Consider the following 24821-nt stretch of genomic DNA (forward strand, 5'->3'; position numbering starts at 1 on the left):
ACTTTAGAAAAACTCATATTCGCGCGTCCTTTAGCGGATCGTTAGCTTTTCTTATATTTTGGACTTCAAAAGCTTCGTCGCTATTCTTCCTGCAAAAACTTTATACTTTCTGACCTTATAAAGAAATAACCCGAGCTTGGCTAAACTCGGGTTATCCCTTTACTTATAATACTTTACTCAAAAACGCCTTTGTTCTTTCATGCTGTGGATGTTGAAAGAGACTTTGGGGTTCATTTTCTTCCACAATGTATCCCTCATCCATAAATATTACTCGATCGCCAACTTCTCGAGCAAAGCCCATTTCGTGTGTAACTACTACCATTGTCATTCCTTCCTGAGCTAATTCCTTCATGACCTCTAGTACTTCTCCGACCATCTCTGGATCTAAGGCAGAGGTAGGCTCATCGAATAACATGATTTTAGGTTCCATGCCGAGCGCTCTGGCGATGGCTACACGTTGCTTTTGGCCACCAGATAAGGAATCAGGATAAACCCCTGCCTTTTCCTCAAGTCCAACTTTTTTAAGTAGTTGAAGCGCCTTTTTCTCTGCCTCTTCTTTCTTCCATTTTCTTACCGTAATCATTGGCAGTGTGATGTTTTGTAATACCGTTTTATGAGGGAACAAATTAAATTGTTGGAATACCATGCCAACTTCTGTACGCAATTTATTAATGTCTACACTTTTATCAGTAATGACTTCTCCATCAATTGTAACCGTTCCGTCTGTAATGGATTCAATTAAATTTAAACAACGCAAAAAGGTGGATTTACCTGATCCTGATGGACCTATTACCACAACCACTTCGCTCTGTTTAATTTCCGCGTTAATATCCTTTAATACTTCTAATTTCCCGAAGCTTTTTTTTAAATGCTTTACAGAGATCATTTCACATCAAGCCTTCTTTCCAAATAGTTTAGCAGATAGGTTAAGCTTAACGTTAGAACTAAATACATCAATGCTACCATGATGTATGGCTCCCATACACGTAGGTACTGTCCCGCAGCTGCTCTTCCCCAATAAAGTATCTCTTGAGCAGCAATCATAGCACCTAAAGAAGAATCCTTTAATAAGACAATAAACTCATTGCCAAGCGGAGGTATTGATCTTTTAAATGCCTGAGGCAAAAGAACATGCCTCATCACTTGAAATTTATTCATCCCTAAGGAGTGAGCTGCCTCTGCTTGTCCTTTATCGATTGACTGGAGACCTGCTCTGAAGATTTCCGCAACATATGCTGAAGAGTTAAGCGATAGAGTTACCATAACGGATGTAATAGCAGTTGTGGAACCTAATACTGTTGGTAAAACAGCATAATGGAATAAAAATAATTGCACTAAGAGCGGTGTTCCTCTAAGGAAATTAATATACCAAACAAATGGTAGCCTTACGATGAAGATGGAGGACATTTTTCCTAATGCTATAAAAAAACCTAGAATACATCCCATTAGTACCCCAACAACAGACATTAAAATGGTTAAACCCATCCCTTGCATAAAATAAGGGAAATATTCGACGACGATGTCCATTCTTAAGTCCATTTTTTCAACCTCCTTCTTTCTTTCATTTCATTTATCCTATTGTTTCCCGAATAAGTTTCTGAACAAACAACAAAAGCGCTGGGCACCCGTTTCTGGACGCTTGCGCTGGACGTTTTTCAATGCGCCTTTGGGTGCCTGTTTTATACTTCTTAATTTACAAAATAGAAAAGCGCAACGAAACCGCTACGCCTTTATTGTGAGCTTTATAAAGTCTCGCTTTTCTTTATTTATCTGATATGGAGAATTATTTTAATCCTTCCAAGTCTGGCTCTACTCCAAACCATTCTTTATAGATTTCTGTATATGTTCCGTTTTCTATTAATGTTTCTAGAGCAGCATCGAACTTTTCCTTCACTTCACTACCCTTAGGGAACATAATTCCATAGAATTCAGACTCAAATGTTTCAGGATCTGTTATCATTTCAACATTCGCATCAGGATTATTGGCTACATACTCATCTGCTACGACATTATCTGTCACTACTGCATCAACATCCCCTGATTGTAAGGACATAAATGCTAACGTATTGGATTCGTATTTTGCAATATTTTCATGATTTTTACCTAGTATTTTCTCTACTGCTTCTGCACCTGTTGTTCCTGTTTGGACGCCTACTTTTACGTTCTTAATATCCTCACCACTTGTTATATTTTCCCCTGAACGAAATACAATCTTATGTGTTGATTCAAAGTATGGTGAAGAAAAATCGTATGTTTGCTTACGATCTTCATTCATCGTAATTCCAGCAATAGCTAGGTCAGCTTCACCACTCTGGACAGATGCAAGCATCGATTCCCAACCGACATTCTTAAGCTCATATTTGTAGCCAGCCTCTTTCATTAATGCATCCATCAAATCAATATCAAAGCCAACAACCTCTCCCTTATCTAGAAAAGAAAATGGCTTAAATCCCGATTCAGTTAATACATTCAATGTTTGGCTGTCACTCTGCGCATCCCCTTCTGCATCGTTCCCACCACAAGCTACCAAAAGAGCTAACAATAAAACTGGTACTATTTTTAATATCCATTTATTCATAAATATTCACTCCGTTTTGTATTTATACATGACAGTATTTTATCATATGATATTTTCTTTCCAATTACAATAAGTTTGATTAAAGTCTTTATTTTAAAATAATTCTGAAAACTTGTTTTACCTTATAACTTACTACTACTTCTATATCATACTTTACCAAATGGTAACATATGATACAGCAACAACAACAGAGTCCCTAATGAAGTCAAAATACCCATATACAGATACAAGGTATCACCACCAAATGCATCCATGATCATCCCACCAAATAATGAACCAATGATACCAGATAGACCAAAGAATACGGATACAAAAACTAGATGTCCTGTTGATTGTAATAGTTTGGGAATAAGTCTTGTCACATATTGAAATGCGGTTAGATAAAATACACCAAAAGTAAGACCATGCAAAAATTGTAGCCCAACGATAAAAATCGGTTCGTCAAAACTAGCATAGAAGAACCATCGAATAGAATATAAGATACCAGCAGCAATAATAAAAATTAAAGGATGATACCTTCGAAACCAAAGTCCAGCTGTTGCATAGACTAATGCCTCACTTGCAACCCCAACAAACCATGCGTAACCAATTAAATTCTCCGATCCGCCAAGAGAATCAATATAGATACCTACAAAACTATCATTAGCACGATGTGATATGGTAAGAAGCGTGATGAGACCAAGGAATATGACAAACGGTTTCGTTTTAATTAATAAGCCAATATCCTGAAATTGAATTGGTCTTGTTTCGACCTTTACGTCTACTAGCCTTGTAGCAACAAGTAATGCTAAGAAAGCGAAGATTATGTATGGCCATAAGATATATTGAACCCCGATTTTAGCTAATATTTCTCCTACTAGAAGAGAAGACACTGCAAACCCTATCGATCCCCATGTTCGAATGGAACCGAAGGAAATTCCGAGCTGATCTGCTCGTCGTTGTGACAGGCTATCCCCTAATGCCCCAATAGGTGAAGAGAAAAAGAAAAAGACTGCACCTAGCGATAACAGTAATGGTAATGTTTTCATTTGCAAAAAAATCGCACTACTAATAAGCAATCCTATCAAACATAGTAGAAGTATTTTTTTTACTGTTTGATACTTATCACTCATATAACCCCAGAATGGTTGTGAAAATATTGCGATAAAAGGACCGATCGCCATTACCCAACCAATCTCCGTTCCATCTAACCCTGAGTATTGTAAATATAATGGTAAAAAGCTTACGATAATCGTATTAGCCCCGTGAAACCAAAACAAAAGCATTTTTAATGGTACGGTCGATTCTCCCCTAGCCATATAAATGGCTCCCTTCTTGTTGATTAATCAAAAGAACTAATCTAACTATTATACGTCTTCTAGTATTTAAAGAAAAGGCTTGTATTTTCACAACTTTTAAAAAATGTCTAATTTTTACAGCAAAACACCACTTATTTTCGTGGTATTTTTCCATTTTTAGCTATGATATCTTGTGTTTAGTAAGCGTTTTCTTTTTTGCTTACAAAAAACATGTAGGAGGAAACATTCTATGAAAGCTTCTTTATTAAAGGTATTGCTCTTGGTTTTATTCCTTCTTAGTACTACTTCCATAATGACTTTTGCAGAGGAAGAAATCGACATCGAGGATTATGCCCAGAATATGCAGCCAGGCTGGAACTTAGGAAATTCCTATGATGCAGTAGGAGAGGATGAAACAGCATGGGGAAATCCTTTTGTTACGAAAGCGCTCATTCAAAAAGTAGCAGCAGAAGGCTTCCGTAGTATTCGCATCCCGATAACGTTTGATCAACGAATGGCAGCCGGTCCAGATTACACCATTGAGCAGGATTTTCTAAACAGGATTGATCAAACGATTAATTGGGCTTTAGAGGAAGGTTTATATGTCATGATTAATGTCCATCACGATTCATGGATCTGGATGGAAAATGGAATGGAGACTGATCATGATAACACCGTAAAACGCTATCGGGCGATATGGACACAGCTCGCTGATCGTTATAAGAACTATTCAACAAAAGTCATGTTTGAAAGTATCAATGAGCCAAGATTTGCTGTAGAAGAGAATGAGCAACAGCATTTAGATGAGTTAAACGAAGCATTTTATCAAATTGTTCGAAATTCTGGAGGATCGAATGATATTCGCCCACTGGTTCTACCAACATTAGATACAGGACAAGAGCCAGAGAAGTTAGATGGTTTGTCCCAATTCATTTCTGAGCTTAATGATCCAAATATTATTGCAACCGTGCACTATTATGGATTTTGGCCCTTTAGTGTGAATATCGCTGGATATACACGCTTTAATGAGGAAGTGAAACAGGATATCATCGATAATTTTGATCGGGTCTATAATACCTTTGCTCCTCATAACATTCCTGTCGTCATCGGTGAATATGGCTTATTAGGCTTTGACAGACATACTGGCGTCATTCAACAAGGAGAAAAATTAAAGTTTTTTGAATATATGCTTCATTACGCACAGGAGAAAGGCTTTGTGCATATGCTTTGGGATAACGGTCAGCATTTAGGCAGAACTAGTCTAGAATGGGCTGATCCAGAACTAATCGATATGATCCAAACAAGCTGGGAGACAAGATCTGCTCTTCCAAATGAGAATTTTATTTATTTGAAAAAAGGGGAGAAGATTACGGATAAGACAATTTCCTTCGAATTCAATAGTCATACGATTAATCAAATCCTATTAGATGGCGAGCTATTAAGAGCAGCTGAAGACTATACCGTTTCGTCTGATGCAGTTACCTTCCATCAAGAACTTCTCGCTTCAGTTGTTGATCCTAACCAAACAGGAAATCAAGCTACCTTAACAGTTGATTTCTCTGGTGGCTTTGATTGGGATATAGATATCATTAATTACCAAACCCCTTTACTAGAGGATGCAGTAGGCACTACCGAAAGCTTCCAGATACCAACCGCATTTGATGGTGATCAGCTAGCAACAATGGAGGCCTATTATCCAGATGGATCCATCGCAGGCCCCCAAAACTGGACAGGCTTTAAAGAATTTGATTATACATTTTCTCCGAACTATGAAAACCGAACAATTGAACTCAAACAAAATTTCTTCCAAGAGGTTAACGATAGCGAGGTTCAACTAACTTTCCATTTCTGGAGTGGAGAAAAAGTGGACTATACGATTGTAAAAAATGGTACAAGCATTGAAGGGACTTCTGGACAATCAACGCCAGCTCCACCTGAGAAAGATACAGAAAAAGAACCTGAACCAAAACCTGATCCAGAGGATTCAAATGATGAAACAGAAAAAGAAGAAGATGTACCAGAAGGAATAGATGATGAAGACAAACATTTGGAACGAAACAATGAGGAAAATGAAAAGAATGAGAAAACAGAAGACTCTGAGGCTCCAAACAAAGAAACTCAAACAAAAGAACAAACAACTGATTTTATAGAAGAGCAAAGGTTACCAGATACAGCAACACAGCAATATAATTTTCTGTTTGGTGGGATTATCTTATTGGTGCTAGGAATTGGACTCTTTATATGGAGAAGGAAGAAAATAATATAAGAGGGAGTGGAGAAACGCGTTTCTCCACTCCCTTGTATTTTTTATTGGGGATTACTTTTTTTGCAACCTTGCTCATTAGTTTTGCGAGTGGACTAGCTTTTTTGCAACTTACTCTTTATTCTTGCGAGTTGGACTCCTTTTTTTGCAACTTGCTCTTTATTCTTGCAAGTGAATTCGCTTTTTTGCAACTCACACATTTTTCTTGCAAGTTGGACTTCCTTTTTTGCAACTCACTCTTTATTTTTGCGAGTCCGGCTCGCTTTTCTGCAACTAGTTCGATACATACTATTTCTTAATAAACACTTGCGTCCAGTAGTTTCCATCTTTATCATAACCAATTCCGATATGTGTTACATTAGGGTCTAGAATGTTTTTGCGATGGCCTTCACTGTTTAACCAGCCTTTTACAACTTGTTGCGGTGACTGTTGACCTGCTGCAATGTTTTCTAATGCTTCTGAATACTCTACACCTGAGTCCTCGAGCAAATCAAAGGTGGAACCAAAAGTTGGAGAAGTGTGAGAAAAGTAATTGTTTTCTGACATGTCCTCCGACTTTTTTTGGGCGACCTCTGCTACTTGTTGATCAGCACTAAGTGGTTCGACTCCATTTTCTTGTCTTGCTTGATTTGTCAGCTCGATTACTCGTTGTTTAAAATTAGCATTGGATTGTTGTGATTTTGGTTGATTTTCCACTTTTGGATCCTGTTGTTCTTTATCCGCATTTGGCATTTCATTTGCTTCCTGCTGATTTTGCCCGGGTTCAGGATTGTCATATCGGAAAATATTTTGCTCCCTACCTGGATTAACGGGAACACGGAAGCGTCCACCATCCTGATCTTGATCTGCTTGATTTTCTTGTTCATCTGTATAGTTCACATAATCAGGGTTTATGTTTTCATCCTCAGGCTCTAATGAGGATTGGTTACAGCCAGTAATAAACATACCTACCAATAAACTTATTATAAAAAATAATTTGTACATAAGGATTACCTCCATTTTTAGCTATGCAATCCTTACTATGTACGTTCTTTTAAATTTTATTCAGTCAGTGATTTCCTTTAAATCAATGACACGATTTTCTTCAATAGACCTTCTTGCAGCTATCGCTATTTTAAAGGATTGCCAAGCATCTTCATAGGAGGATAATATAAAGCTGCGATCCCCTGTCTCTACTGCTTGTAAAAAAGCTTTTGCTTCTTCATGGTATGGATTGGTTTTAGCAGAATAAATTGATTTTTTGCCTACTGTTGCGACTTCTAGCTCCTTCATTCTCCAAGTAACCATCCCTTTATTTGTATATGCTTTAATATGGACATCCCCTAAGCCACCAGGCAATACGGAGGTGTTAGCTACTTGTACGACTATCCCGCTGTCCATTGTCAATGTAAACGACCCGACATCTGCAACGGTTACCGTATCATCTGATTGAGCAGCAGATGTCTGGTTTTCGACAGCATAAACAGATTGCACCTCCCCATAGAGATAACGAATCAAATCAACTAAATGAGTAGTTTGTTCATTAAATTGGCCTCCAGAAAGCGCTTGATTTTTCCACCAATAAACAGGAGGCATCGACCCCATCCATCCTGCCGTTACCATTCCTGTCGTGACAGTATGATTGAGCTCCATCCACTTATCTACAATATCTGCATATCGAAAATGATAACCAACGGAAGTTAAATGGTTTCTTTCCTCCACTAAATGTTTGATTTCCCGGACTGCCTCTTCCTCTAATCCTAAAGGTTTTTCTACAAAAAAAGGAATTTGATTTTCAATCAATGTCTTCTCATAGGATTCATGCCCCATTGGTGGCACACAAATATAGACGGCATCCAGCTTTTCCTTTGCCATCATCTCTTCCAGTGATGCGTACCCGTTAGTACCACTAAACTCCTCTGCGAATTTTTCAGCTTTCTCTTGACTTGAACCAACAAAACCGACTACATTCACATGATCAAAGCTGGATAGGATTTGCACATGATGCCTAGTGAATCCGCCTGTACCAATAAAGCCAATGTTTATCGTCATTTCTCCACTCCCCTATTCTTTTTGAAAAATTTGTTTCGTACGCCATTTTCCAAATCGGTAATAGCCGAATGCAAACAGGCTACTTAACATAAAGCTTACACCAATACCATAAGCAATTCCATCCTCACCTAACCATTTGGAGAAAAGATAAGACAATGGATATCTTAGAAGCCAAAAGGATAAGAGGTTGAGTATTAATACTTGATACATTGCGCCTGACGCACGGACAATTCCATTTAAAACAAAATTAATTCCTAAGAATGGGTAAAAAAAGGCCACAATGGTCAAATACCTAGCACCAAACCGGACCGCTTCCTGATCTCGAATAAATAGTTGAATGCCGAAAGAAGCAAAAAACACGATCAGCCCTGCAAAAACAAACATAATAATCGCATTATAAACCGTAGCAAATAGTGCTATTTTCTTCACCCTGCTCCATAAGCCAGCCCCAATATTTTGACCTGCCATACTATTAACTGTTGCACTCAGCGCATGGGCGGGGAGTAAAAATAAGCTATCTAAACGTTGAGCCGCACTATAGCCTGCTACTACGCCCTCCCCATGTGAAGCGACAACACTCATAATAGCAGCAGACCCTGCTGATATAACAGCCATCTGTAATCCAGAAGGAATACCAAGATGAAGAATCAGTTTTACCTCTTGCCATTCTGGTTTAGATGGCCATTTTAACGGGATCAATCCTTGCTTTATAATATAAACAACTCCGAAGATAAAAGAAAATCCTTGTGATAATATCGTGGCAAGAGCAGCCCCTTGAATCCCCATGCCAAATGTTGAAATGAATAACGGATCTAGCACGATGTTTAATACTACAGCAATGGAAACAAACAGCAATGGCGTTTTGCTGTCTCCAACAGCACGCAATACTGTACTAATAAAATTATAACCAACTAAAAAAAGGATACCAGAAGCGTTAATACGTAAATAAATCGTAGCATCTTCCATCATGCTCTCAGGCGTACTAAGCAGATTCAGAATCGGCTCTGCAAGTAGATAGCCCGTTATCCCCATCAGGATAGCCAAGCCAGACAATGTTACAATAAAAGCATTGACATAACTCTGAAGTCCTTCATCATTACCCTTTCCTTTCTGTTGGGACAAAATCGTCAAGGTCGTATTATTAATACCAATAATGAAAGACAATACAGTAAAAATAACGGTACCAGCTACTGCTACTGATCCCAATGCATTGCTACCAAGCAAATTACCAACCCATAAACTATCCACAAATTGATACGATACTTGAAGCAAATTGGCGAACATGATGGGGGCAGAGAAATAAAATAAATCGGCCCATATATTTCCCTTTGTAAAATCTCTTTGCTTCAATTTTCCTCTCTCCTTCAATTAGCTATAGCTTTAAACGGGAAGGAATCATTTTGCCATCCCAAATGCGCTTGCTCTCGGCTTCTCTTTCCTTTACCTCAGGCTCCTTCAATAACAGGAAAAAGTTTTTAGTCGGCAGCTCACCTAATTGATGCTTTTGCGATAATTTATCTAAATAAATTCGCATCTTATCTAAATTCTTTGATTGATTATTACCTGTCTCAGAAAACTCATAAAGCACACTAGCCACAGGCACCCGTTTCACGCGATATTTTTCCGCCACACGCAAGAAGAAATCCCAATCCCAATAATTACGAACCGCCTCATCAAATATCCCGATTTCTTCATGAATTGCCTTTCTATACAAACAGCCTGACGGTACAAATGTTGAAAATTGACGCATAGCTTCTAGATCCATTCGATAGGCAAATAAATAATGATTAATAGGGATTCTTTCGCTCTCCGTTTCACGGTAATTCACAATTTCTACATCCGAATATACTAAATCATACCCAGTGATTTCATTCAGCATTTTTTCCATATGTGTCGAGAGGATTAAATCATCATCATCTATAAGCATAATGTATTCCCCTTGCGCATATGCTAAACCTGTGTTTCTTGCTTTAACATGGTAACTATTCTTATCTAAATTGAGTAATTTAGTAGTTAATTCTGGATACAAAGCGACAACATCCGAGATATCCTTCCCAGCATCATTGACAATAATCACCTCAAAGTCCTGATAGGTTTGCTGTTCTAATGCTGCTAGTAGCTCTGCTAAGGCAACAGTACGATTATATGTTGGAATAATAACAGAAATAGTAGGTTTCACAGAAAATACACACCTTTTCCATATATTTTGCGGCTAAATTAAGTTTGTTTAAATTGTATGTAAACTTTATTGACACTAGCCAAGACATCGATAGAATAAAAGCATATGATATAGTCGAGCAAAAAATCGATGAAGCAATTTCTATTATATATCAACTAAAATGCCAGTGAAAATAATTGAAATTCATACAGCAAATCAATTTATATTACAAATTCAAAACAATTTCGTCACGATTCAGAAACAAGTGCATACTCATCATCCGTATATCATATAACAAACATGGTAATACTTACATTAATGATGATTTTCTCTTGAGGAGGCTTGAAGATGGCATTTTTACGTGAAGCAGTGGAAAAACAAAAAATATTTCTTATCGAGCAGTTAATCGCAAGCGGCGTGGTAAAAGAAGATAACCAAGAGCTTTACAATAAACCTATAAGTGAAATCGTACATGATTACGAAAAGTTTTGTCTTGAATTAGATCGTACGACTCAAAACAGCTTCAAATTCACGAGATATAATCCTGAACGGCAAGAAGAGAAGCCTGATTTTCATTAGGCTTCTCTTCTAATATGACAAACACCTTGCTTATCGTTCTTTTTGTATACCGAATCTTGCGTTTATTTCACCACGTAGTAGCTCTCGCTTCTTCTTTTTCTCTTTTCTCTTTTCCGCACGAAGCATGTCTTGCCTGATCTCAAATGTCTGTACTCCTTCTTCCCGCTTGTTAGCTATATCAATCAATAATTCTACATCCGCAAAGGAATACTTGCGATTACCTTTTGCCGATCGTTCTGGAAAAACTAATTTTCTTTCCTCATAATAACGGATCTGTCTTTCTGATAAGCCTGTTAACTCACTAACAACACCTATTGTGATCACTTTACGCGTTTTATATGAAGGATCTTCAGCCAAAGGAGACACCACCCATGCTTAGTTTCGTAAAAACCTCTTGATTAAAAGTATACACCTTTTAACTATAGATTAAATAAGTTATGTAAGATAATCTGACAAACATTTAGTTAACAACATTAAAGGTGGATTCCATTGCCATTTTACTGGCTTGTCTGCTATATTGAAACAAAGGGGGACGAAAGAATGGAAATGACCATCACTAAACCTGCAGCCCGCTGGTTTATTCAAGAGCTTGACTTACAACAAAACGATGCTGTTCGTTTTTTTGCTAGATACGGTGGATTCGGAGGCGTACATAAGGGATTTTCATTAGCATTAGAAAAAACAGAGCCAGTCAATGCCGGATTAAAAATCGTCGAAGAAGGTGTTTTGTTTTTTGTAGAGGAATCGGACTTGTGGTATTTTGATAACAAAAATTTTCATATAAAATATTCAAGAAAATATGATGAAATAGAGTATGTAATAAAATAGAAAAAGAGGTGCCACCATCATGACACCTCCTTTTTGTTATTTTATTTCAACTATAGCTTTTGCTTTTTTCCCTGAAAAGTCTATCGAATAACCTGGTTCCCCAAAGTATGGGAAACCATCCTTCGTCCAAAATAAACGCTGGATTCTCGCATGACGATTATGGTCATATAGTGGGTTATCTGTATTAAACCCTTTATATGGGCGAGCATGATAGATGATTAACTCATAGCCCTTCTCATCTACGGAAAAGCTGTTGTGTCCTGGGCCATACTCTTCCGTGTTCTCGCTAGATACCATAACAGGTTCCTTCATTTTCGTCCAAGACTTTGGATTTAATAAATCACTATTGATATCAGCATAAAGCAAGCCTACTGCGTAATTTTCATCGGTAGCACTACCAGAAAACGCAATAAAAATCTTCTGATCATTTTTGAGCATCGCAGCACCTTCATTTACATCAAATCCAATTCTCTCCCAATCATATTCTGGGGTTGAAAGTAACACTTGTTCTTTAATCGTCCATGGATTTTCCATCTCCGCAATATAAAGGTTAGAGATCGTATCATCTTCTACTTTCTGTGCCCACACTAAATAACGTTTCCCATTATGCTCAAAAGTGGTTGCATCCAAAGAGAAGCTATGGAACGCTGTATTAACCTGCCCTTTCTCTATCCAATCCCCTTCTAAAGGATTATCCGCTTCGCATTCCAACACGTATGGACGAATTGCCCAAACATCATCCTTTTCCCCGGCAGCAACGTGTATGTACCATTTCCCATTAATGAAATGAATTTCTGGTGCCCAAATATGCTCCGACATAATACCTGACTCATGCTTCCACCAAATCACTTTTTCCTCTGCTTCTGGTAAATCATCAATGGTTTTGGCTCTTCTTAATACAATTCGATCATACAATGGGTAAGAGCCAGTGAAGTAATAGTACCCATCCGTATGTTTATATAAATATGGGTCTGCCCGTTTTTCAATAAATGGTTTTGGGTAATCCTTATGTTGAATTTCTCCTTCTATCTCTATTGTCCCTTGTTGATTCAAAAGAGAAGGATCAGTGTTTTCCCAAACTACGTCAAACGGTGCTGTTATATCATCATTCAAATCGACGTCTACTTGATTCGGTAATTCAGGAGCCTCCCCTACATTCGTTGTTGTATTCACCTCATGTATACGCTTCACTTCCATCTTGTACATCCTCTCTGCTCTCTATAAATTCTATTATAGACAAACTCACTTGTACTTACAACTGAATATTATTGTCTTTCATTTGAGAACTTGTACTTATAAATGAAAGACAAAACAAAAAAGTCTTTGGATCAGCTAAAAACTGAAACAAAGACTAAAATCTTTTCCCTATTGTCTACTTAGTGTACTTTTCTACAAATCGACTCATTCTTTTCATTGCTTGATCTAATTGTTTAATAGATGTCGCATAGGAACAACGAATATAACCTTCCCCACTTTCGCCAAATACATCCCCTGGTACAACGGCTACACGTTCTTCTTCTAGTAACCTTTGGGCGAACTCCTCTGAGCTCATTCCTGTTGCCTTAATCGAAGGAAAAACATAAAACGCTCCACCTGGTAAATGGCAGGAAAGTCCCATTTCATTTAAAGCCTTCACGACAAAATTCCGCCTTTGCCTGTAGCTTGTTTTCATTTCCTGCACACTTTCACTTCCATTACGAAGTGCTTCAAGCGCTCCATGTTGTGCCATCGTTGGAGCACACATCATCGTGTATTGGTGTATCTTTAACATTGCCTGAATAATTTTTTCAGGGCCCACCGTATAGCCTAAGCGCCAGCCTGTCATGGCAAAAGCTTTAGAAAAACCAGTAACAACAATGGTACGTTCCTTCATGCCATTAATGGAAGCAACACTTGGCGCCTTATCATCATAGGAAAGCTCTGCATAAATTTCATCCGAGATCACGAGTAGATCGTGTTTCCTTACCACAGCAGCGATACTTGTTAAATCCTCTTTACTAAGGACTGCCCCTGTCGGATTGTTTGGACTACATAATATGATAGCTTTTGTCCGCTTGGTAATCGCCTGTTCAATCTGTTCTGCAGTAATTTTAAATGCATTGTCATTTGTCGCACTTACCGTCACTGGCACCCCACCAGCTAAACTAACGATCGGGCTATACGCTACAAAGCAAGGCTCCACAATAATCACTTCATCCCCTGGATCAATAATTGCACGCAAGGATAAATCAATTGCCTGGCTACCGCCCACAGTAACAAGTATTTGTGACTCTGGGCTATATGTCACGTCAAAATTATTTTCTAAATAATAGCTGATTTCTTCTCGCAATTCAAAAAGGCCTGCATTCGCCGTATACGCAGTATATCCCTGTTCAAGCGAATGGTAGCTTGCCTCAATGACACTCCATGGAGTGACAAAATCTGGTTCACCTACACCTAAAGAAATAACATTTTCCATTTTTGATGCTAGATCAAAAAATTTACGAATACCTGATGGCTTTATCTCTTGTACTTGTTGGGATAAATAATAAGAACTCATGGCGACACCATAATCCTTTTATCGTTATCTTCATCATCATTTAGAATAATGCCATCATGTTTGTATTTCTTTAGGATAAAATGTGTAGTAGTAGAAATAACCGTATCTAATGTTGACAGCTTCTCGGAGACGAATCGACTAACCTCCATCATTGTTTTACCTTCTACAGAAACACTTAAATCGTATGCTCCCGACATTAGATAAACAGCCTTCACTTCCGGAAATCGATATATTCTTGAGGCGATTTTATCGAATCCTACCCCTCTAACAGGTGTCACCTTTACATCAATAAGTGCAGCAACCCCTTCATATTCATAGACATTAGACCAGTCCACAAGCGTAGAGTATCCTAATATTGCATGCTCTTTTTCTAGATTGGCAATCATTTCTTCCACTTTATCTGGTTCCACATCAATCATTTTACTTATCGTGTTCGTATCTATTCTTCCGTTTTTCTCTAAAAGCTTCAGCAGTTCAATTTCCTTTTGTTCCAATCCATTCACCTTCTTTAACCATTATGTATACACTAGCTTATAACAATTATATTTAATCTTACTACAATTCATTTCAAATATAAACCATGACAATTTCGAAAAGGAGACTACTTATGAGTTATCAACAACTTTTAGCACAGCTAGGTATAAGCTATGCTCATCCTGGAGGATTACAGGCAACAAATAACTGGATGAATCGAATTCCATTAATAAATGTGAAAAATATACTTGAAATTGGTTGTGGAGTAGGAAAAACGGTGGAGCAGCTACGAAAGCTCACAAACACTCCTATTACGGCAATTGATCACAACGTGGAGATGGTGGATAAAGCGATGCCGCTTAGCAATAGTCTAGATGATGTAAGCATTCTTCCCTGTGATGTAGAAAATCTTCCATTTCCAGATCAATCCTTTGATCTTATTATCTGCGAATCTGTTCTGGCGTTTACGAATATTCGAAGAAGTTTAAAAGAAATAGATCGTGTGATGAAAGAGGAAAGCACACTAGTTCTCAATGAAATGACAATATCACCATCATTGGACCAATTAGATAGAGAAGTGATTCAGAATTTCTATGAAATGCCTCATTTATATACGAAAAAGGAATGGCTCACCCTATTGTTGGATTATGGATTTACGCGTATCGATGTACAGCAAATGAAAAAGCAAAGCCAAGATAGTGTGCCAACAGGTGCTATCACTGAGCTTAATGAACAACAGCTTTCCACACTCCAATCCCACTATCATTGGAATCAGCTCTACGACAAAGAGCTCTTAGCCTATTTATATATCGCACAAAAAGGATTGGGATACACATGACCATTCACCGAACAGATCAATGGTTAGATACCTATTTAGACAAAATAAAGACTTCCCAAAAACAACCATTGGTGGAACATCAAAAGCTGATTTGTAAACCGCTCACCTCCTTTTTTAGGAGCATAGATGAGAAGACACTACAAGAACACCTTATACGTCATGGATTATTTCTCCCCCACAAAAATAATTCTAAATATCTATCAGAGTGGTTAGAGAAAGACTTTTATCCATTTTTTAAGAAACTATATCAAAAATTGAAACGAGCATGGGACGGACCAGAGGCCGATATTTTTCTATTTCCATCCAATGAGAACAGCAGAGAACTTCAGGAACAATTTAAGGGAAACGCGGGGTTAAGCTATCCTTCAAAGCTTTTTCTATTCCTATCACCTAAGGCAACACCTAAGGCTTTAACAGCACTTTTTTTACATGAATACAGCCATACGTGTAGGCTTCATTACTTTGAAAAGGCCGAGGAGGACTATACCTTATTAGATGCCATTATTTTAGAGGGGACGGCAGAATATCTTGTTCGAAGGTTACTCGGTTCTTCCTCTGGAAGTCAAATTATCCAAACCCTCTCCGAGAAACAAGCAAAGGCCTTATGGGATAAATGGATAAAAAAATATCGGGATATTAAGCGGCTTGATGCAAAGCATGATCTTATAATGTATGGGAAACACGGACTCCCTAACCATCTTGGCTATAACATCGGCTATTACCTTGTATCTAATTATGCAGCTAAGCAAAACTACTCCTCCAAAAAAATACTATATACCCCAAATGAGGAGTTTCTCTCCATTATCAAAGGATAGAAAAATGGTGCAAATGCCAGTTAACAGGTGTCCACTCCATTATATCTAACTCACATAACGTAATAGTAGTGCTATTATCATTCTTTGAAACATGGAGAAAGGGGAGCGAAATTTTGTCTCGTCACTATGATTTTTGTCGTCAAAACGTTGGGCGTCCAGTTAAGATTGTTACTCACGATGGTCAGACACATAGAGGAATAATCCGTAAAGTCAATCCTTCCAAGGTGTTTTTAGATCCGATTGATGGGAATCGGGGTCCTGGTGGATATGGAATTGGCTATTATGGTGGATGGGGTTGGGGTGGATTTGGCCTCGGCATTGCTTTAGGGGCCATTGCTACTATCGCCTTTTTACCATTCTTCTTCTGGTAGAAAAGTAGAAAAAAGGTTGGGCTTCATGCCCAACCTCTATTATTCTCCAAATGCCTCCAATATATCATCGACCGTTTTCTCAAAAGCAACGATTCCTCTATTGGTCCAATTGCTTGCATCTGTTATTCGATAAACCTGCTCATTTTGGACAACAGGAAGGCTCTTGTACACTTCACTGTTTTGTAATGTTTGAATTCCCGCAGCATCTTCCTCCCCTAGTAAGAAGAGGTGATCTGTTTCTAATTCCGCAATTTTTTCTAATGATATCGGATTCCACGTTTCTTCGGCTTCACCGAGTTCAACCGTTAGTGGTGATGGCTTTAAGCCCAATTCACCATAGATTACCTCACCAGTATGTCGATCTTGTTCAAACATGAAATATTGATCCCCTATCGCCCATAATACAGCTACTGTTTCTTCACCAACTGTATCGGAGAGAGCTTCCTTCGCACTGGCAATCTTCTCCTCATATTGATCTATACGATCTTCCGCTTCTTGTTCCTTACCTAATAACTTTCCAACAATAGTTACTTGCTTCCGCACATCTGCTAGATCCTCTGGTTTAAATACATAGGTTGTCGCAATATTTTCGTAATCGGATAATTGTCCTTCCATATTATCTAACGCACTTAGTATAAGAAGATCCGGCTCATAGCTCAATGTTTGCTCTAATGGCATATTCCATTCTATGGTATCCACATCTGCTAGCTCATCCTGTAAATACTCCTGTGGTGATCCACCTAGGAACCACTGAGCAACAGGCTTCACTCCAAGAGCAACTAAGGCATCCTCCATATATGGTGCAATAATTCTTTCTGGCTTTTCAGAGATGGTAACCTCTCCGTTTTCTCCTTCTACCGTAACAGGACTAAATTCACTTGTATCTTCTGTATTTGATTCTTCTGTATTATCATCATTTTCTTGTTCATTTCCACCACATGCTGCTAGGAAAAATAACATAAACAGTAATATAGCTAAAAGGCTTTTCTTCATGCTTCATTTCCTTTCTTTCTTAGGTAATATAGTGATTATGATATTCATTTTCAATTGAAAAGTCAAATGATTCAGTCAAGCTCCCCTATGATTTCTTACCTATTCCTTTCATCACAGCGTTTAACTAAAATTGGTTTATTAAGTAATGGACGGACAGTAACCTAGCGTGATAAGCTTAAAGAATACCTGTACATTTGTATAAGAAGGGAAAAAAGATGCAAGCAAATTACCATAAAAAACAAAAATTACATTTTGTCTATATAATTATCGGCATTTTATTTTTAGGTTTGGCGATGATTGGTTCCATTATCTATGGTTCCACCGATATACATCTATCAACCATATTTGACAGTATATTTCACTTTAATCATGACAATTCACAGCATTTGGTCATTCGGGAGATCCGTTTACCACGCGGGATTGGCTCGGCATTTGTCGGTGCCTTTTTAGCCGTGGCTGGTGCCATTATGCAGGGTATGACACGAAATCCCCTTGCCTCCCCTTCCATCATGGGAGTTACAGATGGGGCAGGATTAGGATTAGTTACCGTTCTTGCCTTCTTTCCTGCGCTATCGACACTAGGTCAAACGTATGCCGCTTTTATCGGGGCGGGAATAACAGTCATCGTCGTATTTATTATCGGTAATGCCTCAAAGACAGGGTTAACCCCGGTTAAACTAGCATTAGCTGGTGTTGCTATTGGTACTTTCGTTCAGTCCATCACATCGATTATCTCCTTACACTTCCAATTGGAAAAGCAGCTAAGCTTTTGGATTGCAGGTGGTCTTGCTAATACAGACTGGTCGACGGTCAAAATTTTAATTATTACAGGAACAGTGGGGCTCATTATCGCTTTATTTATTTCTAATTCTCTTACTCTATTAAGTCTTGGCGATGATGTAGCTACTGGATTAGGTCAAAAAAATATCCTTATTAAAGGCTTGGCGATCATTTCTGTATTTATGCTTACAGGGGCAGCAGTGACAACAGCCGGAGCAGTTGGATTCATCGGATTGATTATTCCACATATCGTTCGTTTTTTAGTCGGGAATGACTATCGTTGGATATTGCCGATTTCTGCAGTGTTTGGAGCAGTCCTACTTGTTGCTTCAGATATTGTGGCAAGAATGGTTAATGCTCCTTATGAAACACCAGTTGGGGCCATCACTTCGATAATTGGAGTGCCTTTCTTCCTGTATTTAGCGCGTGGTAGAGGGGGAAGTAATCTATGAAAAAAAAGAAATATATGTTGATTATAAGCTTACTTATTTTGGCGATACTCGCTAGCAGTTTACTCAGCTTAAACCTTGGGGTTATTTCTATTTCTCCGATGGAGGTTTGGAATACCATCATTGGTCAAGGAACCAAGCAACAAGAGCTTGTTTTATTCGACTTTCGTCTACCAGGTATTGTGCTGGCATTACTGATTGGTATGGGACTCTCGGTATCAGGATCTGTCCTACAATCGATTACTCAAAATGAATTAGCAGAACCAGGGATTATCGGAATTAATGCTGGGGCAGGCTTTTTCATTGTGCTATTTATCTATTTTTTCCAAGAAGTCATCCCAATCAATTCTAGTCTATCTATTTTTAGCATGCCGATTTTTGCATTACTTGGTGCTTTCACTGCAGCAGTCATCATTTATTTATTATCCTGGCGTAAAGGAATAAATCCCATACGACTGATCCTTGTCGGCATTGGGGTTAACGCTGGATTTGGTGCTGCCTTAATCATCTTTCAGCTAAAAATGGACCCACAGGATTTCAGACAAGTAACGGTTTGGCTATCAGGGGATATATGGAATGCTGACTGGTTATTCGTCTATGCTCTATTGCCATGGATGCTTGTTTTCATTCCTTTTGTTATTTGGAAGTCCAATACTTTAAATGTGATGACATTAACAGATTCAATTGCTTCCAGTTTAGGTGCAAGAGTTGAGGCAGAAAGATTGTGGCTTTTATTTGCTGCTGTCGCACTAGCAGGTGCCTCGGTAGCAGCGGGGGGAGGCATTGCCTTTCTTGGCTTAGTAGCCCCACATATCGCCAAACGAATTGTAGGGCCATTACATCAATATATGATTCCTGTTGCTACCCTAATCGGTGCTTTTATTCTCATTACAGCTGACATTTTGGCACAGAATCTATTCTCCCCAACCTCGTTGCCTGTCGGAGTGATCATTGCTTTATTGAGCACACCTTACTTCATTTATTTACTGTTAAAAGCGTAAATTGGCTAGGACACCCTCTTGTCTCTAGCCTCTATTCTTTTAATGATGCCGTCTTGCAAAATCTACGAATCGGAATTTATCTGGTCTATGTCTTGATTCTGTGTATTGAAAAAGACTAGCATCGTCTAAATATACATAATTTTTGATGACAACAATATTGTGAAAGCCTTCAAGGTCTAACAACTCCCTATCTTCTTCTGTCGGCTCTTCGACAACAATTTCTTTTTTAGCAAAGCTAATCGTTAATTGGAGTTCATCTTCTAAATGTACGTAAATCGAATCACTAGCAATTTCTTCGGACATATAGGGTACATATTTTTTTAATAAATAGTCTTTATCTAAAATAATTCGACTACCAGAAAAGGATCTAGAACGAACGACCTCCCATACTTGCTCCTTCTTGGTTAACTTTAAATGGTGACGAATAGGGGATGGAGCTTCAATTAGTTGGCATTTGTGTACTTTTGTTTTGGGAGCTTGTCCGAGTTTTTCCGTTAATTCCTTAAAGCTAACCAAACCAGAGACAGGAAAATCAAACTTGCTTCGATCGATAACTAAGGAGCCCTTCCCTCGGATTTTTTGTATATAACCATTTTGCGCCAGTAAATTTAAAGCTTTCCGTATGGTTTCGCGCGAGGTTTGGTAGCTTTCCGTTAACTCATTCTCTGATGGTAAGAAATGATTTGCTTTAAATTCACCTTGGTCTATATGGTTGACCATTTCTTGATAGATCACCATGTATTTATTCTTCATGATAAAATCTCCTGTTTATTTTCTTTCATAGTATACGAATGATTCAAATGGGCGAAGCTTTACCTTTTGCAGATCCTCAAAGTCTGTCGTGTAATTCGACAAAATAACTTCCCCATTTGCTGTGAAGCCTGTTTCGTCTTCTGGTAACTGAAAGATGGCTTCATCCTCGTAGAAGTTATTCACTACAAGCATCTGCTCCTCTTCATTCTCTCTTATATAAGCAAAAATGGCAATGTCATCAGGTAAAATATGTCGATAGGTCCCATCTGTGATGACCTGATAATCTTTTCTTAGCTGAATCAGCCTTTGATAATGATAAAAAATAGAATCCTGATCCTCTAATGCTTGTTCGGCGTTTATATGGCGGTAATTTTTTGCTACTTCTATCCAAGGAGTACCAGTAGTAAAGCCTGCATTTTCCTCCTTGTTCCATTGCATTGGTGTCCTCGCATTGTCTCTAGATTTATTTTTTAGAATATCTAGTATCTCTTCCTCCTTCATCCCTTCTTCCTTTTTCATATGATACATATTAATGGACTCAACATCTCGATATTGATCCATCGAAGTGAATTTTGGATTGGTCATACCGAATTCTTCCCCTTGATAAATGTAAGGAGTACCTTGCATAAGGTGAATAGTGGTCGCAAGCATTTTGGCAGACGCTCGATGGTATGTGCCGTCATCACCGAATCTTGAGACTATTCTTGGTTGATCATGATTACACCAAAACAAGGCATTCCAGCCACCACCAGCTTGCATACCTGTCTGCCAATCAGATAAAATCTTTTTTAATTGTATAAAATCGAAGGGAGCATTTACCCATTTTTCTCCATTCGGATAATCTACTTTTAGATGGTGGAATTGAAAGGCCATATCCAGCTCTTCATTTTCTGGATTCGTGTACTGTATACAATCTGCTAATGTTGTCGAAGACATTTCTCCAACGGTTACCGTTCTCCTTCCTTGAAATACTTGTTGATTCATTTCATGGAGATACTCATGAATTCTCGGTCCATCTGTGTAAAATTTTCGCCCATCTCCAGGTAATATTGATCCATCATCATTTAAAAAGCGCTGATCTTTGGAGATTAAATTGATCACATCTAATCGAAAACCGTCCACCCCTTTGTCCAACCAAAAATTCATCATCTTGTACACATCCTGTCGAAGACTTTCATTCTCCCAATTTAAATCTGCTTGTGTTACATCAAATAAATGGAGATAATATTGTCCCCTTGCTTCGTCATATTGCCAAGCAGACCCACCAAACTTGGATTGCCAATTATTCGGTGGATGTTCTTTTTCTCCATCTTTCCATATATAGTAATTTCGATAGTGTTTGTCTTCACGGTTTCTGGATAGCTTAAACCATTCATGCTCTGTTGAAGTATGATTGACGACAATATCCATGATAATCTTGATACCAAGAGCGTGGGCCTCTTTTATCAATTGATCAAAATCCTCCATCGTTCCATATTCTGGATGAATCGAAAAATAATCCGAGATATCATACCCATTATCCTGTTGAGGAGATGCATAAATAGGTGTTAACCAAATAATGTCCACACCTAATTTTTTGATATAATTCAGTTTTTGGATAATCCCTTGTATATCGCCTGTTCCACTACCTGTTGTATCCTGGAAGCTTTTCGGATAGATCTGATAGACGGTAGACTTTTGCCACCAATTTTCCTTCATTTTGTTCACCTTCTTGTTAGACTGAATAGAGATCGGGTTATAAAGAGATAGGGAAGGCTTTATCCACTTGATAAGTGCCATTTTGAGGACGCGCTCTGGCGTTTTGGGCTTTATCCACTCGATAAGTGCCATTTTAAGAGCAAGCGCGGGCATTTTGGTACTTATTCTTGTTTTTACTACCATTTCATGCGAAATCGCGGGTATTTTGGCACTTATCCTCATTATTACTGACATTTCAAGAGATGTTTCCAGTAGTTGGAAGAACAAATCTGCCCATTACTATTTTGATACCATGATGCTTAGCCGGATGTTTTTTTAGATTCTCTTTATCCCTATTTCATTATAACCCTCTTTATTTTTTAAGATTTCCCTAGGCGCTCGTAAGCATCCCTTCCTATTTTCATTTTTGCCATTACAACTGTCAGTATAAATGGAACGACAATCGCAATAATCATTGCAAGAGCAAACATTAGCATATCTGGAACCTGGATCGACAGTATACCTGGGATTCCACCTACACCAATGGAATTTGCCATAACACCAGAGCCGACAGAGATAATCGCCGCAATGGAGGAGCCAATCATTCCTGCAAAAAATGGAAACAGATATCTTAAGTTAATACCAAACATTGCCGGCTCAGTTACTCCTAAATAACAAGAAATGGCCGCCGGAACAGAAACTTGTTGTTCTTTCTTATCTTTTCGATTTAAATATATGATAGCTACTACTGCTGAACCTTGAGCAATATTAGATAGTGCAATCATTGGCCATAGGATCGTTCCATCAAATTCACTCATCAATTGTAAATCGATCGCATTCGTCATGTGGTGAAGACCAGTTATTACAAGCGGAGCATAACTAAAGCCGAACACAGCAGCAAATAACCAGCCAAACCCAGAGGTTAAACCAGAATAAACAACATTAGAAATCCACGAACCGATTTCCCAACCAATTGGTCCTAGTACAACATGGGCGATTAACACTGCAGGAATCAGTGCAAAAAAAGGTACAAAAATCATTGAAACTACTTGCGGGATAACTTTTCGTAACCATATCTCTAAATAAGCGAGGACAAATCCTGCTAATATGGCAGGAATGACTTGAGCTTGATATCCTATCATATCTACCTGAGCAAATCCGAAGTCCCATACCGGAATCTCCTCCGCTCCTGCAACTCCATAGGCATTTAACAATTGAGGAGAAACAAGTGTAATCCCAAGCACGATTCCAAGCACTTGTGTTGTTCCCATCTTACGGGATATTGCCCAAGTAATCGCAACAGGTAAAAAGTGAAAAATGGCTTCCCCTATGAGCCAAAGAAAATCATAGACTCCTGTCCAGAATTGGGAGGTTTCAATTAATGTTTGGGTCCCATCATTCACCATTTTGATTTCACCAATAACATTACGAAAGCCGAGGATCAAACCACCTACTACCAATGCTGGTATAATCGGTGTAAAGATATCCGCTAAATGGGCAACCATTCGCTGTAAAAAATTCATATTTTGCTTCGCAGCCTCTTTAGCATCTTCCTTTGAAGTATCCCCAACTCCTGCTATTTTGGTAAATTCATTGTAAAAGGAGGCCACTTCATTACCAATTATTACTTGAAATTGACCTGCCTGTGTAAACGTTCCTTTCACTAGAGAAATGTCTTCAATTGCTTCTACGTCCGCTTGTTTAGAGTCATGTAAAACAAACCGCATTCTCGTAGCACAATGGGTCACAACCGAAATATTTTCACTTCCGCCTACCTTTTCCAGCAGTTCTTTTGCTGGCTCGGTATATTTACTCATGATTCTTCCTCCCCCTTATCTTGTATATACATGTAATGATTTCGCTTTCATTCTATCTTGTATATACAAGTTTGTCAACAAAAAAATATATTGGCTACAGGAGTTTGGCGTTGTGATAAGGAAAACAGAGCAGGATGATCTGCTCTGTTAACTTTTAAATCAAAAATCAACGGAATCCCTGTCAACGTGTCCATCATTCTCCATAATGATTTTTAATGCTTCTTGAAGATCCTCTTCCTCAACTTTTGCTTCTAATACATGCTCTCTCGCCGAATCATCATTACTTTGCTCAGCTGCTGCAATAACACCACCCGCTGCACCCGTTGGAGAGCCTGTGCCTGTTCCCGTAGAATTGTTACCACCATATGTTAATGGAACTAGAAAAATAGAGCCAATTCCCTCCTCCGGTAATTGATCGACTCGTAAATCATTCGTTTTTAGTTTATTCAAAAGTGCTTTAACTGCTTCTGCGTCATTCTCGGTTTTGAAAAATGCTTGTATCGTTTTATACATTGTTATCAACCTTTCGAATATTAGATTTGTTGTACTTAATGTACCCGTTTTCACAAAGATTAAACTAAAAGTTAATTTTCTTTTAAT

Annotated in this window: 25 protein-coding genes; 8 read left to right on the forward strand and 17 right to left on the reverse strand. The window is 38.4% G+C overall.

The window, feature by feature from the left end:
* Nucleotides 1-163: 163 nt before the first annotated feature.
* The 4 genes from DLJ74_RS01800 to DLJ74_RS01815 all read right to left on the reverse strand — a co-directional run bounded on the left by DLJ74_RS01800 (nt 164) and on the right by DLJ74_RS01815 (nt 3876).
* The gene (locus tag DLJ74_RS01800) at nt 164-886 is read right to left on the reverse strand and encodes an amino acid ABC transporter ATP-binding protein (RefSeq protein WP_109983107.1); all 723 of its coding nucleotides are present in this window, start codon (nt 884-886) and stop codon (nt 164-166) included.
* Entirely contained in the window at nt 883-1539 is a 657-nt protein-coding gene (locus DLJ74_RS01805) for an amino acid ABC transporter permease (RefSeq protein ID WP_054789083.1), read from the reverse strand. Before DLJ74_RS01805 ends, DLJ74_RS01800 begins: the two co-directional genes overlap by 4 nt.
* Nucleotides 1540-1783: 244 nt before the next feature.
* Nucleotides 1784-2578: a basic amino acid ABC transporter substrate-binding protein gene (locus DLJ74_RS01810; RefSeq protein WP_109983108.1), complete on the reverse strand. Its 795-nt coding sequence runs from the start codon at nt 2576-2578 to the stop codon at nt 1784-1786.
* A gap of 146 nt (nt 2579-2724) precedes the next feature.
* Nucleotides 2725-3876, reverse strand: a complete 1152-nt coding sequence (locus tag DLJ74_RS01815) for an MFS transporter (RefSeq protein ID WP_109983109.1) — start codon at nt 3874-3876, stop codon at nt 2725-2727.
* 229 nt (nt 3877-4105) lie between these two features.
* On the opposite strand from DLJ74_RS01815, the gene DLJ74_RS01820 reads away from it, so the two are divergent.
* Complete coding sequence (locus tag DLJ74_RS01820; protein WP_109983110.1) at nt 4106-6121, forward strand: cellulase family glycosylhydrolase; 2016 nt, start codon at nt 4106-4108, stop codon at nt 6119-6121.
* A gap of 285 nt (nt 6122-6406) precedes the next feature.
* On the opposite strand, the gene DLJ74_RS01825 is transcribed toward DLJ74_RS01820, so the two are convergent.
* From DLJ74_RS01825 to DLJ74_RS01840, 4 genes are read right to left on the reverse strand one after another with little or no spacing between them, the layout of a single operon-like run.
* A complete protein-coding gene (locus DLJ74_RS01825) occupies nt 6407-7102 on the reverse strand; it encodes a CAP domain-containing protein (RefSeq protein WP_245902241.1) in 696 nt (231 codons plus the stop codon).
* Between the two features lie 60 nt (nt 7103-7162).
* The gene (locus DLJ74_RS01830) at nt 7163-8149 is read right to left on the reverse strand and encodes a Gfo/Idh/MocA family protein (RefSeq protein WP_109983112.1); all 987 of its coding nucleotides are present in this window, start codon (nt 8147-8149) and stop codon (nt 7163-7165) included.
* 12 nt (nt 8150-8161) lie between these two features.
* Nucleotides 8162-9499, reverse strand: coding sequence for an MATE family efflux transporter (locus DLJ74_RS01835; RefSeq protein ID WP_109983113.1), 1338 nt, complete (start codon nt 9497-9499; stop codon nt 8162-8164).
* Between the two features lie 22 nt (nt 9500-9521).
* Nucleotides 9522-10328, reverse strand: a complete 807-nt coding sequence (locus tag DLJ74_RS01840; protein WP_109983114.1) for a glycosyltransferase family 2 protein — start codon at nt 10326-10328, stop codon at nt 9522-9524.
* Between the two features lie 327 nt (nt 10329-10655).
* On the opposite strand from DLJ74_RS01840, the gene DLJ74_RS01845 reads away from it, so the two are divergent.
* Nucleotides 10656-10886, forward strand: a complete 231-nt coding sequence (locus DLJ74_RS01845) for a Fur-regulated basic protein FbpA (protein ID WP_054789077.1) — start codon at nt 10656-10658, stop codon at nt 10884-10886.
* Nucleotides 10887-10916: 30 nt separating this feature from the next.
* On the opposite strand, the gene DLJ74_RS01850 is transcribed toward DLJ74_RS01845, so the two are convergent.
* Nucleotides 10917-11243, reverse strand: a complete 327-nt coding sequence (locus tag DLJ74_RS01850; protein ID WP_054789076.1) for a MerR family transcriptional regulator — start codon at nt 11241-11243, stop codon at nt 10917-10919.
* A 183-nt stretch (nt 11244-11426) separates the two neighbouring features.
* Here DLJ74_RS01850 and DLJ74_RS01855 point away from each other — a divergent pair, with 183 nt between their 5' ends.
* Nucleotides 11427-11714, forward strand: a complete 288-nt coding sequence (locus DLJ74_RS01855) for a HesB/YadR/YfhF family protein (RefSeq protein ID WP_054860195.1) — start codon at nt 11427-11429, stop codon at nt 11712-11714.
* A gap of 36 nt (nt 11715-11750) precedes the next feature.
* Here DLJ74_RS01855 and DLJ74_RS01860 read toward each other — a convergent pair whose 3' ends face one another.
* The 3 genes from DLJ74_RS01860 to DLJ74_RS01870 form a co-directional block, all read right to left on the reverse strand.
* Nucleotides 11751-12911 (reverse strand): family 43 glycosylhydrolase, encoded by a 1161-nt coding sequence (locus DLJ74_RS01860; RefSeq protein WP_109983115.1) that lies wholly within the window; start codon nt 12909-12911, stop codon nt 11751-11753.
* Nucleotides 12912-13086: 175 nt separating this feature from the next.
* Nucleotides 13087-14253: an aminotransferase gene (locus tag DLJ74_RS01865; RefSeq protein WP_109983116.1), complete on the reverse strand. Its 1167-nt coding sequence runs from the start codon at nt 14251-14253 to the stop codon at nt 13087-13089.
* The gene (locus tag DLJ74_RS01870; RefSeq protein WP_109983117.1) at nt 14250-14747 is read right to left on the reverse strand and encodes an Lrp/AsnC family transcriptional regulator; all 498 of its coding nucleotides are present in this window, start codon (nt 14745-14747) and stop codon (nt 14250-14252) included. The genes DLJ74_RS01865 and DLJ74_RS01870 overlap by 4 nt, the downstream gene beginning before the upstream one ends.
* 113 nt (nt 14748-14860) lie before the next feature.
* Between DLJ74_RS01870 and DLJ74_RS01875 the strand changes: the two genes are divergently transcribed.
* From DLJ74_RS01875 to DLJ74_RS01885, 3 genes are all read left to right on the forward strand, one after another.
* Complete coding sequence (locus DLJ74_RS01875) at nt 14861-15565, forward strand: class I SAM-dependent methyltransferase (protein ID WP_054860165.1); 705 nt, start codon at nt 14861-14863, stop codon at nt 15563-15565.
* Nucleotides 15562-16380: a DUF2268 domain-containing putative Zn-dependent protease gene (locus DLJ74_RS01880; protein WP_109983119.1), complete on the forward strand. Its 819-nt coding sequence runs from the start codon at nt 15562-15564 to the stop codon at nt 16378-16380. Before DLJ74_RS01875 ends, DLJ74_RS01880 begins: the two co-directional genes overlap by 4 nt.
* A 113-nt stretch (nt 16381-16493) precedes the next feature.
* Nucleotides 16494-16751 carry a hypothetical protein gene (locus DLJ74_RS01885; protein ID WP_109983120.1) on the forward strand — a complete coding sequence of 86 codons (258 nt, stop codon included), beginning with the start codon at nt 16494-16496 and terminating at the stop codon, nt 16749-16751.
* A 39-nt stretch (nt 16752-16790) separates the two neighbouring features.
* On the opposite strand, the gene DLJ74_RS01890 is transcribed toward DLJ74_RS01885, so the two are convergent.
* Nucleotides 16791-17744 carry an ABC transporter substrate-binding protein gene (locus DLJ74_RS01890; protein ID WP_109983121.1) on the reverse strand — a complete coding sequence of 318 codons (954 nt, stop codon included), beginning with the start codon at nt 17742-17744 and terminating at the stop codon, nt 16791-16793.
* A gap of 215 nt (nt 17745-17959) precedes the next feature.
* Between DLJ74_RS01890 and DLJ74_RS01895 the strand changes: the two genes are divergently transcribed.
* Together DLJ74_RS01895 and DLJ74_RS01900 are read left to right on the forward strand one after the other, a co-directional pair.
* The gene (locus tag DLJ74_RS01895; protein WP_109983122.1) at nt 17960-18976 is read left to right on the forward strand and encodes a FecCD family ABC transporter permease; all 1017 of its coding nucleotides are present in this window, start codon (nt 17960-17962) and stop codon (nt 18974-18976) included.
* Nucleotides 18973-19974, forward strand: coding sequence for a FecCD family ABC transporter permease (locus tag DLJ74_RS01900; protein ID WP_109983123.1), 1002 nt, complete (start codon nt 18973-18975; stop codon nt 19972-19974). The genes DLJ74_RS01895 and DLJ74_RS01900 overlap by 4 nt, the downstream gene beginning before the upstream one ends.
* A 39-nt stretch (nt 19975-20013) precedes the next feature.
* Here the strand turns inward: DLJ74_RS01900 and treR are convergent, their stop codons facing one another.
* The 4 genes from treR to DLJ74_RS01920 form a co-directional block, all read right to left on the reverse strand.
* Entirely contained in the window at nt 20014-20727 is a 714-nt protein-coding gene (gene treR / locus DLJ74_RS01905) for a trehalose operon repressor (protein ID WP_054860162.1), read from the reverse strand.
* A 15-nt stretch (nt 20728-20742) separates the two neighbouring features.
* Nucleotides 20743-22425, reverse strand: a complete 1683-nt coding sequence (treC, locus tag DLJ74_RS01910; RefSeq protein WP_109983124.1) for an alpha,alpha-phosphotrehalase — start codon at nt 22423-22425, stop codon at nt 20743-20745.
* Nucleotides 22426-22784: 359 nt separating this feature from the next.
* Nucleotides 22785-24221 (reverse strand): PTS system trehalose-specific EIIBC component, encoded by a 1437-nt coding sequence (gene treP / locus DLJ74_RS01915; RefSeq protein WP_109983125.1) that lies wholly within the window; start codon nt 24219-24221, stop codon nt 22785-22787.
* Between the two features lie 159 nt (nt 24222-24380).
* On the reverse strand, nt 24381-24734 hold the full coding sequence (locus DLJ74_RS01920) for a hypothetical protein (RefSeq protein WP_054788276.1): 354 nt from the start codon (nt 24732-24734) through the stop codon (nt 24381-24383).
* Between the last annotated feature and the right edge of the window lie 87 nt (nt 24735-24821).

This window comes from Gracilibacillus dipsosauri (assembly GCF_003176895.1).
GTDB lineage: Bacteria > Bacillota > Bacilli > Bacillales > Amphibacillaceae > Gracilibacillus > Gracilibacillus dipsosauri.